Genomic DNA, 15,044 nt, shown 5'->3' on the forward strand with positions numbered 1-15,044 from the left:
ATAGATGAGCCTTACGTCGCTTTAGGAATTTTCCTACAAGTAGGAATTTTCATCGCACCTGAAAACCGCTCGAAAAATGCAGGATTACTTCATGGCTCGGAAACAGTCCAGCATTCGCTTGCACGACATACTCGGCTATAGATGGGCAAAAGCGCAGGAGGCGCACGATGACAAGCCAGCCCGCAGCCCCATTGACCATCATCGCCATCTTCGCCGGGATCATCGAATCCTCGGCGCTGGCGACACTCCCTTTCTTGAGCGATGAGAGCCAGAATCTGTACACCTGGTTCCTGGTGGGTTTTCCGTTTTTTCTCACAGCGCTGTTTTTTCTTACGCTCAACTTCAACTACAAATCACTCTACAAACCCGAAGTTGCCGGCGCCGGAACCGTGAACGCCGCAAGCACCTTGGCAAACAATGGCAAACCTCTCACTTGCAGCGAGGAGGAGCCTATTACCATCATGCTGTCTGGCCCAAGTGCACAATCGATGATTACCCAACACATACTCCACACCCTGGCCCAACCTCAGGCGCTGGGCCGCACTTGGGTTTTCTGCGACCTGGATAAACAACAATGCGTTCGCCTTTGCGTGAGCGAGCTGCCAGAGAACACAACACCGTTCATGAAATAGACGCATAAAAAAACCCCGACAGGTGTCGGGGTTCTTCATGCGCGTTGCCTAACTTGAAGTTAGAGCATGCCGCGGCCTTTGTTAGCTGCAATGCGCATGCGCAGCGCGTTGAGCTTGATGAAGCCAGCGGCATCGGCCTGGTTGTAGGCGCCGCCATCTTCCTCGAAGGTCGCGATGTTGGCATCGAACAGCGAGTCGTCCGACTTGCGGCCGACCACGGTCACGTTGCCCTTGTACAGCTTCAGGCGCACTACGCCATTCACGTTGACCTGCGAAGCATCGATCATCTTCTGCAGCATCAGACGCTCCGGGCTCCACCAGTAGCCGGTGTAGATCAGGCTGGCGTACTTGGGCATCAGCTCATCTTTAAGGTGAGCGACTTCGCGGTCCAGGGTGATCGACTCGATGGCACGGTGGGCCTTGAGCATGATGGTGCCGCCAGGGGTTTCGTAGCAGCCGCGCGACTTCATGCCCACGTAGCGGTTTTCGACGATGTCCAGGCGACCGATGCCGTTGGCCCCGCCAATGCGGTTCAGGTCGGCCAGCACGGTGGCTGGGGACTTCTCGACACCGTCGATGGCGACGATGTCACCGTTGCGGTAGGTAAGCTCGATGTAGGTGGCCTGGTCCGGTGCATTTTCCGGCGAGACGCTCCAGCGCCACATGTCTTCCTCGTGCTCGGTCCAGGTATCTTCCAGGACACCGCCTTCGTAGGAGATGTGCAGCAGGTTGGCGTCCATCGAGTAGGGCGACTTCTTCTTGCCATGGCGCTCGATCGGGATGCCGTGCTTCTCGGCGTAGTCCATCAGCTTCTCGCGGGACAGCAGGTCCCACTCACGCCATGGCGCGATGACCTTGACGCCGGGCTTGAGTGCGTAGGCACCCAGCTCGAAACGCACCTGGTCGTTACCTTTGCCGGTAGCGCCGTGGGAAATGGCGTCAGCGCCGGTTTCGTTGGCGATCTCGATCAGGCGCTTGGCGATCAGCGGACGGGCGATGGACGTACCCAGCAGGTACTCGCCTTCGTAAACGGTGTTGGCGCGGAACATCGGGAAGACGAAATCACGCACGAATTCTTCGCGCAGGTCGTCGATGTAGATCTCTTTGACGCCCATAGCCTGGGCTTTGGCGCGAGCCGGCTCGACTTCTTCGCCCTGACCCAGGTCAGCGGTGAAGGTCACCACTTCGCAGTCATAGGTATCCTGCAGCCACTTGAGAATCACCGAAGTATCAAGGCCGCCGGAATACGCCAGTACGACCTTTTTTACGTCCGCCATGCCATCACTCCACGGGGTTGTACGGAAAAGGCCCGATTCTACCGGCGTTACGGATAAATTTACAGTGGGGCGACAGCTTCTGACGACAAAGCGACAGGAACTGTCGTGGGCGCGACGCCCTGTCGCACGCTCAGGATGCTTTGGCAGCAGGCGTGGCAGGGGCGTTGCCAGGGGCGCTGGTGGCAGGCGCCGCCGCCGGCGCTGCAGCAGGCGCGGGAACGGGCTGCTGGGCCGGCTGCTGGGCCGGCTTTTCGATCGGCGTGACGCGGTCCAGCTCGATGTTCACGCGGCGGTTGCGGGCGCGGTTGGCGGCGCTGTTGTTCTTCACCAGCGGGTAGCGCTCGCCATGGAAGCGCACGGTGATCTGGTCTTCGGCGATGCCATGGGCCACCAGGTAATCGGCGACTGCCAGCGCGCGGCGGCGCGAGGTGTCGCGGTTGGTCAGGCGGTTGCCGCTGTTGTCGGAGTGGCCGTTGAGTTCGATGTGGTTGACCGTCGGGTCTGCCTTCAGGTACTCGACGACCAGGTCCAGGCGCGCGCGGGCCGCGGCATCCAGGTCGATACCTGCCCCCGGGAAGCCGATCTGGGTCTGGCGCACCTGGTCGTAGTTCATCGCCAGCATCTTGCCGGCACAGACCTGGTAATCGCTGTAGGCCTTGGCAAAGCTCACCGGCAGCACCCGCACTTCCATCGGCCGCCCGCCTTCGCTGGCGTAGCTGCGCACCACGGTGCTGCGGCCATCGAGCAGGCCATTGATCAGGCGGCTGGCCTGGCCCTGGGAGGTGGTGAACAGCACACCGTTGCGGGCCATGCGCACGGCGCCGAGGTTGATGTCGCCACGCCCTGGCTGCCAGGGCGCGGCCGCTGCCAGCAAGGTCGCCGAACCGGCGCCGAGCACATTGCTGCTGGAGCGAAGCTGGAACACCGGCTGCTCACCCGCCCTGCGCACGAATTCGCCACTGCCAAAGCCGTCGATCGGCTGAATCAGGCGGCATTCGAACTGGTCACCCTCGACCTTCCAGGCAATGCTCTCCATGCGGGTCTGGAAAGTCAGCGCGCCGGCCGGCAGGCTGGCGAACAGGGTCAACAGGGCTAGGTAACGCTGGCGCACAGGCGGCTCCACTATTTCTGACGGCTTACCTGGAGGCTATCGGACGCCGATCGGAAAACTTGATAGCCGTGCTCAGCCCAGGGATTTCCGGTAGCATTGGCGCTTGAGTTCGACCCGCCTGGAATCCCCAATGTCCGATCGCCTGACCCTCCTGCGTCCCGACGACTGGCACATCCATCTGCGCGATGGTGCCGTCCTGCCCCATACCGTTGGCGATGTGGCGCGTACCTTCGCCCGTGCCATCATCATGCCCAACCTGGTTCCGCCGGTGCGCAATGCCGTCGAAGCCAGTGCCTACCGCGAGCGCATCCTCGCCGCCCGCCCGGCCGGCAGCCGTTTCGAGCCGCTGATGGTGCTGTACCTCACCGACCGCACCAGCCCCGAGGACATCCGCGCGGCCAAGGCCAGCGGCATCGTGTACGCCGCCAAGCTGTACCCGGCCGGCGCGACCACCAACTCCGATTCGGGCGTGACCAGCATCGACAACATCTTCCCGGCCATCGAGGCACTGGCAGAAGTCGGCATGCCATTGCTGGTGCACGGTGAAGTGACGCGCAGCGAGATCGACGTGTTCGACCGCGAAAAGCGCTTCATCGATGAGCACATGCGCCGCCTGGTCGAGCGCTTCCCGACCCTGAAAGTGGTGTTCGAGCACATCACCACCGCCGATGCCGCGCAGTTCGTCAGCGAAGCGCCGGCCAACGTCGGCGCGACCATCACCGCCCAGCACCTGCTGTACAACCGCAACCACATGCTGGTCGGCGGCATTCGCCCGCACTTCTATTGCCTGCCGATTCTCAAGCGCAACACCCACCAGGTGGCGCTGCTGGACGCGGCCACCAGCGGCAACCCGAAGTTCTTCCTCGGTACCGACTCGGCGCCCCACGCCCGCCACGCCAAGGAAGCGGCCTGCGGTTGTGCCGGCTGCTACACCGCCTACGCGGCGATCGAGATGTACGCCGAGGCCTTCGAGCAGCGCAACGCCCTGGACAAACTGGAAGGTTTCGCCAGCCTGCATGGCCCGGCCTTCTATGGCCTGCCGGCAAACACCGACAGCATCACCCTGGTCCGCGAAGAGTGGACTGCCCCGGACAGCCTGCCCTTCGGCGAGCAGACCGTGATCCCGCTGCGCGCCGGTGAGAAACTGCGCTGGCGCCTGCTGGAGGGCAACGCGTGAGCGAAGATCTCTACGAAGACGACCAGGACGGCCAGGCCGGCGGCGGCTCGCGCCACCCGATGGCCGAGCGCTTCCGTGGCTACCTGCCAGTGGTGGTGGATGTCGAGACTGGCGGCTTCAACAGCGCCACCGACGCCCTGCTGGAAATCGCCGCCGTGACCATCGGCATGGACGAGAAGGGCTTCCTGTTCCCCGAGCACACCTACTTCTTCCGGGTAGAGCCGTTCGAGGGCGCCAACATCGAGCCTGCTGCCCTGGAGTTCACCGGCATCAAGCTGGACCACCCGCTGCGCATGGCAGTGAGCGAAGAAAGCGCGCTCACCGACATCTTCCGTGGCGTGCGCAAGGCGCTCAAGGCCAATGGCTGCAAGCGGGCGATCCTGGTCGGCCACAACAGCAGCTTCGACCTGGGTTTCCTCAATGCCGCCGTGGCGCGCAACGATCTGAAACGCAACCCGTTCCACCCGTTCTCGAGCTTCGATACCGCCACCCTCGCGGGCCTGGCCTACGGCCAGACCGTACTGGCGCGGGCCTGCCAGAGCGCCGACATCGACTTCGACGGGCGCGAGGCGCACTCGGCGCGGTACGACACCGAGAAGACCGCCGAGCTGTTCTGCGGCATCGTCAACCGCTGGAAGGAAATGGGCGGCTGGCGCGACTTCAACGACTGAGTCGGGCCCCCATCGCCGGCAAGCCGGCTCCCACAATCACCAGCCTGTGGTGCCCCCTGTGGGAGCCGGCTTGCCGGCGATGGGGCCAGAACAGGCACTGCAAGCCTTGAATGCCAAGCATAAAAAAACCGGCCACCAGGGCCGGTTTTTTTCATTCACGCGGCAATTACAGCTTGCCAGCGTTCTCGCTCAGGTAGGCAGCAACGCCTTCTGGCGAAGCGTTCATGCCCTTGTCGCCTTTCTTCCAGTTGGCCGGGCAGACTTCGCCGTGCTCTTCGTGGAATTGCAGGGCATCGACCAGACGCAGCAGCTCGTCCATGTTGCGGCCCAGTGGCAGGTCGTTGACGATCTGCGAACGCACGACACCGTTGGTGTCGATCAGGAAGGCGCCACGGAAGGCCACGCCGCCTTCGGACTCGACGTCGTAGGCCTTGCAGATTTCGTGGGTCATGTCGGCCGCCAGGGTGTACTTGACCTGGCCGATGCCGCCGTTGTTGACCGGGGTGTTACGCCAGGCGTTGTGGGTGAAGTGCGAGTCGATCGACACGCCGATCACTTCCACGTTGCGCGCCTGGAAGTCAGGAATGCGGTTGTCCAGGGCGATCAGCTCGGACGGGCAGACGAAGGTGAAGTCCAGTGGGTAGAAGAACACCAGGCCGTACTTGCCCTTGATGGCCGAGGCCAGGTTGAAGCTGTCGACGATCTCGCCGTTGCCCAGCACAGCTGGAACGGTGAAGTCGGGGGCTTGTTTGCCAACGAGTACGCTCATTGTAATCTCCTGATGAGGGTGAAGAACCGTTTGCCGGGCCAAGGCAGGCTTGCCCGACTTCCAACAAAGGCCGACCATCATACACGGCTTCTGATGACAGGCCGAATCCAACCGCCGGTCGCTCAAGCGCGGCCCTTTCAGAAAGTCCTTTGACAAGCATTCTCATTAACATTAAGCTCCAACCCATCGACTCAACCCGCGATGGTCAGCCCTTATGTATGTGTGTCTTTGTGTCGGCGTTACCGACGGACAGATCCGCGATGCGATCTATGAAGGATGCTGCAGTTACAAGGAAGTCCGGGCTGCGACCAACGTCGCCAGCCAATGTGGCAAATGCGCCTGCCTGGCCAAGCAAGTGGTCCGCGAAACGATCACCGAGCTGCAGGTAAGCCAGCAAGCCGCCCTGCCCTACCCGGTGGAATTTACCGCCGCTTGATTTCACAGAATTTGAAGAACCGGACCTCGTGTCCGGTTTTTTTATGCCCATAATTCAATAAGTTAGCGTTCCAACGCGGTTCACAAACATTCTTATTCCTATTAATTTTCACTTATTATTCAAGAACTTAGGTTTGACAGCCCTAAGTATCGGGCTCAAACTTCCCTGTATTGGCACACTTATCAGGGCAGGAACCCGAAATGAAAGGCGACGTAAGCGTCATCCAGCATCTCAACAAGATCCTCGGAAACGAGCTGGTCGCGATCAACCAGTACTTCCTGCACGCCCGCATGTACGAAGATTGGGGCCTGAACAAACTCGGCAAGCACGAGTACAAGGAATCGATCGACGAGATGAAGCACGCTGACAAACTGATCAAGCGTATTCTCTTCCTCGAAGGCATCCCCAACGTCCAGGACCTGGGCAAGCTGCTGATCGGCGAACACACCAAGGAAATGCTCGAGTGTGACCTGAAGATCGAACAGAAAGGCCTGATCGACCTGAAAGCCGCCATCGCCCATTGCGAAACCGTCGGCGACTTCGGCTCGCGCGATCTGCTCGAAGACATCCTCGAATCCGAGGAAGAGCACATCGACTGGCTGGAAACCCAATTGAGCCTGATCGACAAGATCACCATCGAGAACTACCTGCAGTCGCAGATGGGCGAAGAGTAATTTTCGCAGGCAATAAAAAACCCGCCTTGAGCGGGTTTTTTATTGCCTGCGTGTTGCTCAGGCTTCGGAAGCCTTGGCCTTGGCGGCCGCTTCCTTGATCAGGGTCTGCAGCTCACCCTTCTCGAACATTTCCAGCATGATGTCGCTGCCGCCGACCAGCTCGCCCGCTACCCACAGCTGCGGGAAGGTTGGCCAGTTGGCGTATTTGGGCAGGTTGGCGCGGATTTCCGGGTTCTGCAGGATGTCGACGTAGGCGAACTTCTCGCCACAACCCATCACGGCCTGCGAGGCACGCGCAGAAAAGCCACACTGTGGGGCATTCGGCGAGCCTTTCATGTAAAGCAGAACGGTGTTGTTGGCAATCTGCTCTTTGATCGTTTCGATGATATCCATGTAGCACCTCGGCTGAACTTTGCGACGCTGTCGTCGGACGGTGACGCATTGTAACGGAATCCCAAGCGGCGCGCTCGGCCTCTCCATCGCTCAAGCGGCCTCCACCTGCACAGGCACGCCATTGAGCGCCGCGTTGCCGGACACTTGGTCGCGCAGGCGCTCGTCGGTCAGGTCGTTGGCACTCACGCCAGGCTGCGCCTGGGCGATCTCCAGCTGCACGCCCAGGCGCGAATGGCCGAAGCCATGGGGCAGGCTGACCACACCGGGCATCATCTCCTCGCTGGCCTGCACCTCGACTTCCAGAGTGCCGGTGCGCGAACGGATGCGCACCTGCTGGCCATCCTGCAAGTGCCGTTGCTGCAGATCCTGCGGGTGCATCAACAGCTGATGGCGCGGCTTGCCTTTGACCAGACGATGGAAGTTGTGCATCCAGGAGTTGTTGCTGCGGATGTGGCGGCGGCCAATCAGCAGCAGCTCGCCAGCCCTCGGCGGCGCCTGCCGGGCAAGGCGCTGCAGGTCGTCCAGCAGCACCTGGGGCGCTGCCTCGACGGCCTTGCTGGCGGTGCCCAGGCGCCCCGCGAGGTTGGCCCGCAGCGGGCCAAGGTCCAGGCCGTGGGGATGTTGGGCCAGGGTTTCCAGCGAGAGTTTCAGGGTAGAAGTATCGCCATAGCGCCCCTTGCGCAGCGCATGGTCGATCATCTGTGCCGGCGCCAGAGTGGGTTTGAGCACCAGCTCGGCACGCTCGGCAAACGCCCGTGCCAAGCCGACGAAGATCTCCCAGTCATGCAGCGCCCCCTCAGGCTTGGCCAGGATCGCTCGGTTGAAGCGCGTGACATTGCGCACCGCCAGCAGGTTGAAGGTGCTGTCGTAGTGGTCGTTTTCCAATGCCGAGGTGGACGGCAGGATCAGGTCGGCGTGGCGCGTGCTCTCGTTGATGTAGAGGTCGATGCTGAGCATGAACTCCAGGCCCTGCAGCGCGCGGTCCAGTTGCCGGCCATTGGGGGTCGACAGCACCGGGTTGCCAGCCACGGTCACCAGTGCGCGAACCTGGCCCTCGCCAGGGGTGAGCATTTCTTCGGCCAGGGCCGCAACAGGCAGCTCTCCGCCATATTCGGGCAAGCCCGACACGCGGCTTTGCCAGGCGTTGAAATGCCCACCTGAAGTGCTCGCCACCAGGTCCACGGCAGGTTCGGTGCACAGCGCCCCGCCCTCGCGGTCAAGATTGCCGGTGACCAAATTGATCAGTTGCACCAGCCAATGGCAGACGCTGCCGAAGGCTTGGGTCGAAACGCCCATGCGGCCATAGCACACGGCTTTGTCGGCCGCCGCGAAATCCCGTGCCAGCTGGCGAATGTCTGCCGCGTCGATGCCGCAGTGCGCGCTCATGGCCTCGGCACTGAACGGCGCGATGGCCTCGCGCACCTGCTGCAGGCCGTTCACCGGCAAGTGCGTGCCACGTGCCAGGTCTTCGTCGAACAAGGTGTGCAAAAGGCCGCCGAGCAGGGCCGCATCGCCCCCGGGGCGCACGAACAGGTGCTGGTCGGCCATCGCGGCAGTTTCGCTGCGCCGCGGGTCTACCACCACCAAGCGCCCGCCCCGGGCACGCAGGGCCTTCAGGCGCTTTTCCACGTCTGGCACGGTCATGATGCTGCCGTTGGAGGCCAAAGGGTTGCCGCCGAGGATCAGCATGAACTGGGTCTGGTCGATATCAGGGATCGGCAGCAGCAGGCCGTGGCCGTACATCAGGTGGCTGGTCAGGTGCTGGGGCAGTTGGTCCACCGAGGTGGCGGAGAAGCGGTTGCGGGTCTTGAGCAGGCCAAGAAAGTAGTTGCTATGGGTCATCAACCCGTAGTTGTGCACGCTGGGGTTGCCTTGATAGACCGCCACGGCGTTGCGCCCGTGGGCCTGCTGTATCGCCCAGAGCTTGTCGGCGGCCAGGGCGAAGGCTTCGTCCCAGCCAATGGCCTGCCACTGCTCGCCGACCCGCTTGTGCGGTTGGCGCAGGCGGTCGGGGTCGTGCTGGATGTCCTGCAATGCCACGGCCTTGGGGCAGATATGGCCGCGGCTGAACGGGTCGTCAGGGTCGCCCTTGATCGAGCTGATGCGCGCAGTACCATCAGGCTCATGGCTGATTTCGATGTTCAGCCCGCAGATGGCTTCGCACAGGTGACAGGCACGGTGATGCAGGGTCTTGGTCATGGCCGCCTCTGCCTTGTTGTTGTCAAAGGGTGACTATGCGCCCCGCCCCGCCCCCCTTCCAGCCGGCTTCGTGGCGTGAATCCTGCGACATCAGGCAGACGATTCGCGCCAGCGCCGGGCAAAGCCATTTGCCAAATTGCCAGCAAGCCGTGTACAAACCCTGTAGCAAATAAAAAACAGCACGGGCTCAACGGGTAAATACACCCTTTGCAACAGAGCCGCTGTTTCCCCTCTTGGTTTCAGGCGACATTTAATTATAGTATTGCGCCTTTCCCTATTTCGTCCGCCCCGTGCGGCTTACGCCGCAGGTCACTCCCGTTGTCAAAAAAAACCATACGGTCGACCTGCATTTCGTTGCAGATAAGGTAGTCAATCATGAGCGCTAGGCACTTTCTCTCCCTGCTGGACTTCACCACCGACGAATTGCTCGGGGTGATCCGCCGCGGCATCGAGCTGAAGGACCTGCGCAAGCGAGGCGTGCTGTTCGAGCCGCTGAAGAACCGCGTGCTGGGCATGATCTTCGAGAAATCCTCGACCCGTACCCGCGTGTCGTTCGAGGCCGGCATGATCCAGCTCGGCGGCCAGGCCATCTTCCTGTCCCCGCGCGACACCCAGCTGGGCCGCGGCGAGCCGATCAGCGACAGCGCCATCGTGCTGTCGAGCATGCTCGATGCGGTGATGATCCGCACCCATGCCCACAGCACCCTCACCGAATTCGCCGCCAACTCGCGGGTGCCGGTGATCAACGGCCTGTCGGACGAATCGCACCCCTGCCAACTGCTGGCCGACATGCAGACCTTCCTCGAACACCGTGGCTCGATCCAGGGCAAGACCGTGGCCTGGATCGGTGATGGCTTCAACATGTGCAACTCGTACATCGAAGCTGCCCGGCAGTTCGACTTCCAGCTGCGCATCGCCTGCCCGCAAGGCTACGAGCCGGACCCACGCTTCATGGCCCTGGGCGGTGACCGCGTGCAGATCATCCGCGACCCGCAGGAAGCAGTGCGTGGTGCCCACCTGGTGACCACCGACGTCTGGACTTCCATGGGTCAGGAGGAGGAAACTGCACGGCGCCTGGCGCACTTCGCGCCTTACCAGGTCACCCGCGAAATGCTCGACCTGGCGGCACCCGATGCCCTGTTCATGCATTGCCTGCCCGCCCACCGTGGTGAGGAAATCAGCCAGGACCTGCTCGACGACCCGCGTTCGGTCGCCTGGGACCAGGCTGAAAACCGGCTGCATGCGCAGAAGGCCCTTCTCGAATTCCTTGTCGAACCGGCTTACCACCACGCATGAGTCAACCCCTACTGCTCAACCTGCGCAACCTCGCCTGCGGCTATGGCGACCAGCGCATCGTCCAGAACCTCAACCTGCACCTCAACGCAGGCGACATCGGTTGCCTGCTGGGGTCTTCGGGGTGCGGCAAGACCACCACGCTGCGCGCCATCGCCGGCTTCGAGCCGGTTCACGAGGGTGAAATCCAGCTGGCCGGCGAAGTCATTTCCCGCGCAGGCTTCACCCAGGCACCGGAAAAACGCCGCATCGGCATGGTGTTCCAGGACTACGCGCTGTTCCCGCACCTGACCGTGGCGCAGAACATTGCCTTTGGTATCGCCAAGCACCCGCGCCAGGCGCAGGTGGTCGAAGAAATGCTCGAGCTGGTCAAGCTCGGCGGCCTCGGCGGGCGCTACCCGCACGAGCTGTCAGGCGGCCAGCAACAGCGCGTGGCCCTGGCCCGTGCGCTCGCCCCCGAGCCACAATTGCTGCTGCTCGACGAGCCGTTCTCCAACCTCGACGTGGAACTGCGCCGGCGCCTGAGCCATGAAGTCCGCGACATCCTCAAAAGCCGTGGCACCAGCGCGATCCTGGTCACCCATGACCAGGAAGAAGCCTTCGCGGTCAGCGACCACGTGGGCGTGTTCAAGGAAGGCCGCCTGGAGCAGTGGGATACCCCCTACAACCTCTACCACGAGCCGCAGACGCCATTCGTTGCCAGTTTCATCGGCCAGGGCTACTTCATCCGTGGCCAGATGAGCAGCCATGAGGCGGTCAACACCGAACTGGGCGAGTTGCGTGGCAACCGCGCCTACACCATGGCCCCGGGCAGCTCGGTGGACGTGCTGCTGCGCCCCGATGACATCGTCCATGCGCCCGACAGCGCATTGCGCGCGGCCATCGTTGGCAAGAGCTTCCTTGGCGCATCGACGCTGTATCGCCTGCAACTGCCGACCGGCAGCCAGCTGGAAGCGATCTTCCCAAGCCATGTCGACCATCAGGTGGGTGAGGATGTGGGGATTGCGGTGAAGGCCGACCACCTGGTGCTGTTCCCGGTGCCCGGCAGTGTCGCGGCGCAGCTGCCGCGACAAGAGAATGGGGTTCGCCGCTACAGTTCGGCGACCTGACCACCACACCCGGGGCTGCAGTGCAGCCCCGGGTGCTTTCTAGCCCCGGCCAATTCCGGCGAACGTGCCCTGGGTATGCTCCGCCAGCACCTTCGCTGCCAACTCGACTTCCAGCCCTCGCCGTCCAGCACTGACATGGATGGTTGCAAAGTTTTGCGCGGAATCATCGATGAAGGTGCGCAGGCGCTTCTTCTGCCCCAATGGGCTGATGCCTCCCACCAGGTAGCCGGTGGCGCGCTGCGCGGCGGCCGGGTCGGCCATCTCGCACTTCTTAACGCCCGCGGCATGGGCCAGCGCCTTGAGGTCCAGGGTGCCCACCACCGGCACCACCGCCACCAGCAACTCGCCCTTCTCACTGCTCGCAAGCAACGTCTTGAACACTTGTTGCGGGTCGAGCCCCAGCTTTTCTGCCGCCTCCAGCCCGTAGGACGCCGATTTCGGGTCATGTTCATAACTGTGCACGCGGTGTTCGGCACGGGCTTTTTTCAGCAGGTCGAGGGCGGGGGTCATGCAAGGCTCCGGTCTGGGACAGGTCGGCGGCTACTTTAGGATAAATCCCACATCCCAGCCAGCTTATGGCCTACGCGACTGTCTAGCCTGCGGATTCGGCCCGGCATGGGGCGTTCAGAACGTGACCAATGGTTCACTTTCGACCTTTGACATAAGCGTTTCTTGTCTATATTTTTTCGTTTCTGAATAAATGGTGCACTTTTTAGGTGCATTCCTGTATCCGTCCGGGGTCAATGGGGATAGGCCCCGGGCATTGCTGTCGAGCGCCACGCGCCTCACAACAAAAAAAACCGAGGTCATACATGACGATTGCTCTGCGCGAACCCACATTGTCCAGCCAATGCCTGGCCGAATTTCTCGGCACGGCACTGCTGATCTTCTTCGGTACCGGCTGTGTCGCCGCCCTCAAGGTCGCCGGCGCCAGCTTCGGCCTGTGGGAAATCAGCATCATCTGGGGGGTCGGCGTGAGCATGGCGATCTACCTCACCGCCGGCATTTCCGGCGCGCACCTGAACCCCGCCGTGAGCATTGCGCTCACCGTGTTCGCCGGTTTCGACAAACGCAAGCTGCCGTTCTACGTGCTTGCCCAGGTGTGCGGAGCGTTCTGCGGCGCCGCGCTGGTCTACACCCTGTACAGCAACCTGTTCTTCGATTTCGAACAGGCCCATGCCATGTTGCGCGGCAGCCGCGAGAGCCTGGAGCTGGCCTCGGTGTTTTCCACCTATCCGCACCCACTGCTTTCCACTGGCCAGGCATTTCTGGTTGAAGTGGTGATCACGGCCATCCTGATGGCGGTGATCATGGCCCTTACCGACGACAACAACGGCCTGCCACGCGGGGCCATGGCACCGCTGCTGATCGGCCTGCTGATCGCCGTGATCGGCAGCGCCATGGGCCCGCTGACCGGCTTCGCGATGAACCCCGCGCGCGATTTCGGGCCAAAACTGATGACTTTCCTGGCTGGCTGGGGCGAAATCGCCTTCACTGGCGGTCGGGACATCCCCTATTTCCTGGTTCCGGTGTTCGCACCGATCCTCGGCGCCTGCCTCGGTGCCGCGACCTATCGCGGCCTGATCGCCCGCAACCTGCCGGAGGCGGCAAGCGCGAACCCAGAGACAAACGACAATCGCCAGGGCGATACTCAAGCCAACTGATGCGGCGCCCTGACCCCCTCATTTTGCAAGGCCTACGACCATGACAGACACCCAGGATAAGCACTACATCATTGCCCTGGACCAGGGCACGACCAGTTCGCGGGCCATCATTTTCGACCGCGACGCCAATGTGGTCGGCACCTCCCAGCGCGAGTTCGCCCAGCACTACCCGCAAGCGGGCTGGGTCGAGCACGACCCGATGGAAATCTTCGCCACCCAGAGCGCAACCATGGTCGAAGCCCTGGCCCAGGCCGGCATCAGCCACGCCCAGGTGGCTGCGCTGGGCATCACCAACCAGCGCGAAACCACGGTGGTATGGGACAAGGAAACCGGCCGCCCGGTGTACAACGCCATTGTCTGGCAGTGCCGGCGCAGCACCGAAATCTGCGCGCAGCTCAAGCGAGACGGGCATGAGCAGTACATCCGCGAGACCACCGGCCTGGTCACCGACCCGTACTTCTCGGGCACCAAGCTCAAGTGGATCCTGGACAATGTCGAGGGCGCCCGCGAACGCGCCGAGCGTGGCGAGCTGCTGTTCGGCACCATCGATACCTGGCTGATCTGGAAGTTCTCCGGTGGCAAGGTGCATGTCACCGACTACACCAACGCCTCGCGCACGCTGATGTTCAACATCCACGAGCTGCAGTGGGACGACAAGCTGCTGGAAATCCTCGGCATCCCGCGCCAGATGCTGCCGCAGGTGCGCCCGTCCTCCGAAGTCTATGGCCACACCAAGAGCGGCATCGCCATCGCCGGTATCGCCGGCGACCAGCAGTCCGCGCTGTTCGGCCAGATGTGCGTGGAGCCGGGCCAGGCCAAGAACACCTATGGCACCGGCTGCTTCCTGCTGATGAACACCGGGGACAAGGCAGTGAAGTCGTCCCATGGCCTGCTCACCACCATTGCCTGCGGCCCGCGGGGCGAAGTGGCCTATGCACTGGAAGGCGCCGTATTCAACGGCGGCTCGACCGTGCAATGGCTGCGTGATGAGCTGAAGATCGTCAACGACGCCCTCGATACCGAGTATTTCGCCAGCAAGGTCAAGGACAGCAACGGCGTGTACCTGGTGCCCGCCTTCACCGGCCTCGGCGCGCCGTACTGGGACCCGTATGCACGCGGTGCGCTGTTCGGCCTGACCCGTGGGGTGAAGGTCGATCACATCATCCGCGCCGCGCTGGAGTCGATCGCCTACCAGACCCGCGACGTGCTCGACGCCATGCAGCAGGACTGCGGCCAGCGCCTGTCCGAGCTGCGCGTGGACGGTGGCGCGGTGGCCAACAACTTCCTCATGCAGTTCCAGGCCGACATTCTCGGCACCTGCGTCGAGCGCCCGCAGATGCGCGAAACCACGGCCCTGGGTGCGGCATACCTGGCGGGCCTGGCCTGTGGTTTCTGGAGTGGCCTGGAGGAGTTGCGCGGCAAGGCGATCATCGAGCGCGAGTTCAGCCCGCAGCTGGATGAGGCGCAGAAGGAGAAGCTGTACGCCGGCTGGCGTAAAGCGGTCGATCGTACCCGTGACTGGGAAGACCACGAGGCCTGATGTGATGTGATTGTGGCCTCATCGCCGGCAAGCGCTGTTCCTGTGGCAGCCGGCTTGCCGGCGATGAGGCCGCCTGGCGGCCCATCGTCTACTGGCCGT

At 62.6% G+C, this 15,044-nt stretch carries 15 protein-coding genes; 9 read left to right on the top strand and 6 right to left on the bottom strand.

Features of this window, described 5'->3' with window-relative positions; all coding sequences use genetic code 11:
* Positions 1-167 precede the first annotated feature (167 nt).
* Positions 168-632 carry a hypothetical protein gene (locus tag ACIPG5_RS12230; RefSeq protein WP_176511067.1) on the top strand — a complete coding sequence of 155 codons (465 nt, stop codon included), beginning with the start codon at positions 168-170 and terminating at the stop codon, positions 630-632.
* Positions 633-691: 59 nt separating this feature from the next.
* Here the strand turns inward: ACIPG5_RS12230 and ACIPG5_RS12235 are convergent, their stop codons facing one another.
* Complete coding sequence (locus ACIPG5_RS12235) at positions 692-1,909, bottom strand: argininosuccinate synthase (protein ID WP_176511066.1); 1,218 nt, start codon at positions 1,907-1,909, stop codon at positions 692-694.
* 130 nt (positions 1,910-2,039) lie between these two features.
* On the bottom strand, positions 2,040-3,020 hold the full coding sequence (locus tag ACIPG5_RS12240; protein WP_401375245.1) for an OmpA family protein: 981 nt from the start codon (positions 3,018-3,020) through the stop codon (positions 2,040-2,042).
* Positions 3,021-3,150: 130 nt separating this feature from the next.
* On the opposite strand from ACIPG5_RS12240, the gene pyrC reads away from it, so the two are divergent.
* Both pyrC and rnt read left to right on the top strand, forming a co-directional pair.
* Positions 3,151-4,197 carry a dihydroorotase gene (pyrC, locus tag ACIPG5_RS12245; protein WP_176511064.1) on the top strand — a complete coding sequence of 349 codons (1,047 nt, stop codon included), beginning with the start codon at positions 3,151-3,153 and terminating at the stop codon, positions 4,195-4,197.
* Between the two features lie 59 nt (positions 4,198-4,256).
* Positions 4,257-4,868, top strand: a complete 612-nt coding sequence (gene rnt, locus ACIPG5_RS12250) for a ribonuclease T (RefSeq protein ID WP_236409926.1) — start codon at positions 4,257-4,259, stop codon at positions 4,866-4,868.
* Between the two features lie 166 nt (positions 4,869-5,034).
* On the opposite strand, the gene ACIPG5_RS12255 is transcribed toward rnt, so the two are convergent.
* Positions 5,035-5,637 (bottom strand): peroxiredoxin, encoded by a 603-nt coding sequence (locus ACIPG5_RS12255; RefSeq protein WP_023629028.1) that lies wholly within the window; start codon positions 5,635-5,637, stop codon positions 5,035-5,037.
* Between the two features lie 214 nt (positions 5,638-5,851).
* Between ACIPG5_RS12255 and ACIPG5_RS12260 the strand changes: the two genes are divergently transcribed.
* Positions 5,852-6,073, top strand: coding sequence for a bacterioferritin-associated ferredoxin (locus ACIPG5_RS12260; RefSeq protein ID WP_008099571.1), 222 nt, complete (start codon positions 5,852-5,854; stop codon positions 6,071-6,073).
* A 200-nt stretch (positions 6,074-6,273) separates the two neighbouring features.
* A complete protein-coding gene (gene bfr, locus ACIPG5_RS12265) occupies positions 6,274-6,747 on the top strand; it encodes a bacterioferritin (protein ID WP_054899445.1) in 474 nt (157 codons plus the stop codon).
* Between the two features lie 57 nt (positions 6,748-6,804).
* Here bfr and grxD read toward each other — a convergent pair whose 3' ends face one another.
* Both grxD and ACIPG5_RS12275 read right to left on the bottom strand, forming a co-directional pair.
* Positions 6,805-7,140: a Grx4 family monothiol glutaredoxin gene (grxD, locus tag ACIPG5_RS12270; RefSeq protein WP_027918973.1), complete on the bottom strand. Its 336-nt coding sequence runs from the start codon at positions 7,138-7,140 to the stop codon at positions 6,805-6,807.
* Positions 7,141-7,230: 90 nt separating this feature from the next.
* Positions 7,231-9,339: a molybdopterin oxidoreductase family protein gene (locus ACIPG5_RS12275; protein WP_401375251.1), complete on the bottom strand. Its 2,109-nt coding sequence runs from the start codon at positions 9,337-9,339 to the stop codon at positions 7,231-7,233.
* Positions 9,340-9,714: 375 nt separating this feature from the next.
* On the opposite strand from ACIPG5_RS12275, the gene argF reads away from it, so the two are divergent.
* Entirely contained in the window at positions 9,715-10,635 is a 921-nt protein-coding gene (argF, locus tag ACIPG5_RS12280; protein WP_176511060.1) for an ornithine carbamoyltransferase, read from the top strand.
* Positions 10,632-11,741 carry an ABC transporter ATP-binding protein gene (locus ACIPG5_RS12285; RefSeq protein WP_176511059.1) on the top strand — a complete coding sequence of 370 codons (1,110 nt, stop codon included), beginning with the start codon at positions 10,632-10,634 and terminating at the stop codon, positions 11,739-11,741. The genes argF and ACIPG5_RS12285 overlap by 4 nt, the downstream gene beginning before the upstream one ends.
* A gap of 39 nt (positions 11,742-11,780) precedes the next feature.
* Here ACIPG5_RS12285 and ybaK read toward each other — a convergent pair whose 3' ends face one another.
* Positions 11,781-12,251: a Cys-tRNA(Pro) deacylase gene (gene ybaK, locus ACIPG5_RS12290; protein ID WP_286912779.1), complete on the bottom strand. Its 471-nt coding sequence runs from the start codon at positions 12,249-12,251 to the stop codon at positions 11,781-11,783.
* A gap of 302 nt (positions 12,252-12,553) precedes the next feature.
* On the opposite strand from ybaK, the gene ACIPG5_RS12295 reads away from it, so the two are divergent.
* Together ACIPG5_RS12295 and glpK are read left to right on the top strand one after the other, a co-directional pair.
* Positions 12,554-13,405 (top strand): MIP/aquaporin family protein, encoded by an 852-nt coding sequence (locus tag ACIPG5_RS12295; RefSeq protein WP_401375256.1) that lies wholly within the window; start codon positions 12,554-12,556, stop codon positions 13,403-13,405.
* Between the two features lie 40 nt (positions 13,406-13,445).
* Positions 13,446-14,945, top strand: coding sequence for a glycerol kinase GlpK (gene glpK / locus ACIPG5_RS12300; RefSeq protein ID WP_401375259.1), 1,500 nt, complete (start codon positions 13,446-13,448; stop codon positions 14,943-14,945).
* The last annotated feature ends 99 nt before the right edge of the window (positions 14,946-15,044 follow it).

Source organism: Pseudomonas sp. NPDC087029, assembly GCF_044745345.1.
Taxonomy (GTDB): domain Bacteria; phylum Pseudomonadota; class Gammaproteobacteria; order Pseudomonadales; family Pseudomonadaceae; genus Aquipseudomonas; species Aquipseudomonas faucium.

Coding starts and splice junctions, on each gene's coding strand:
- ACIPG5_RS12285 (WP_176511059.1), top strand. CDS start 10,632: ATGAGTCAACCCCTACTGCTCAACCTGCGCAACCTCGCCTGCGGCTAT.
- grxD (WP_027918973.1), bottom strand. CDS start 7,140: ATGGATATCATCGAAACGATCAAAGAGCAGATTGCCAACAACACCGTT.
- pyrC (WP_176511064.1), top strand. CDS start 3,151: ATGTCCGATCGCCTGACCCTCCTGCGTCCCGACGACTGGCACATCCAT.
- bfr (WP_054899445.1), top strand. CDS start 6,274: ATGAAAGGCGACGTAAGCGTCATCCAGCATCTCAACAAGATCCTCGGA.
- rnt (WP_236409926.1), top strand. CDS start 4,257: ATGGCCGAGCGCTTCCGTGGCTACCTGCCAGTGGTGGTGGATGTCGAG.
- ACIPG5_RS12295 (WP_401375256.1), top strand. CDS start 12,554: ATGACGATTGCTCTGCGCGAACCCACATTGTCCAGCCAATGCCTGGCC.
- glpK (WP_401375259.1), top strand. CDS start 13,446: ATGACAGACACCCAGGATAAGCACTACATCATTGCCCTGGACCAGGGC.
- ACIPG5_RS12260 (WP_008099571.1), top strand. CDS start 5,852: ATGTATGTGTGTCTTTGTGTCGGCGTTACCGACGGACAGATCCGCGAT.
- ACIPG5_RS12275 (WP_401375251.1), bottom strand. CDS start 9,339: ATGACCAAGACCCTGCATCACCGTGCCTGTCACCTGTGCGAAGCCATC.
- ACIPG5_RS12230 (WP_176511067.1), top strand. CDS start 168: ATGACAAGCCAGCCCGCAGCCCCATTGACCATCATCGCCATCTTCGCC.
- argF (WP_176511060.1), top strand. CDS start 9,715: ATGAGCGCTAGGCACTTTCTCTCCCTGCTGGACTTCACCACCGACGAA.
- ACIPG5_RS12255 (WP_023629028.1), bottom strand. CDS start 5,637: ATGAGCGTACTCGTTGGCAAACAAGCCCCCGACTTCACCGTTCCAGCT.
- ybaK (WP_286912779.1), bottom strand. CDS start 12,251: ATGACCCCCGCCCTCGACCTGCTGAAAAAAGCCCGTGCCGAACACCGC.
- ACIPG5_RS12235 (WP_176511066.1), bottom strand. CDS start 1,909: ATGGCGGACGTAAAAAAGGTCGTACTGGCGTATTCCGGCGGCCTTGAT.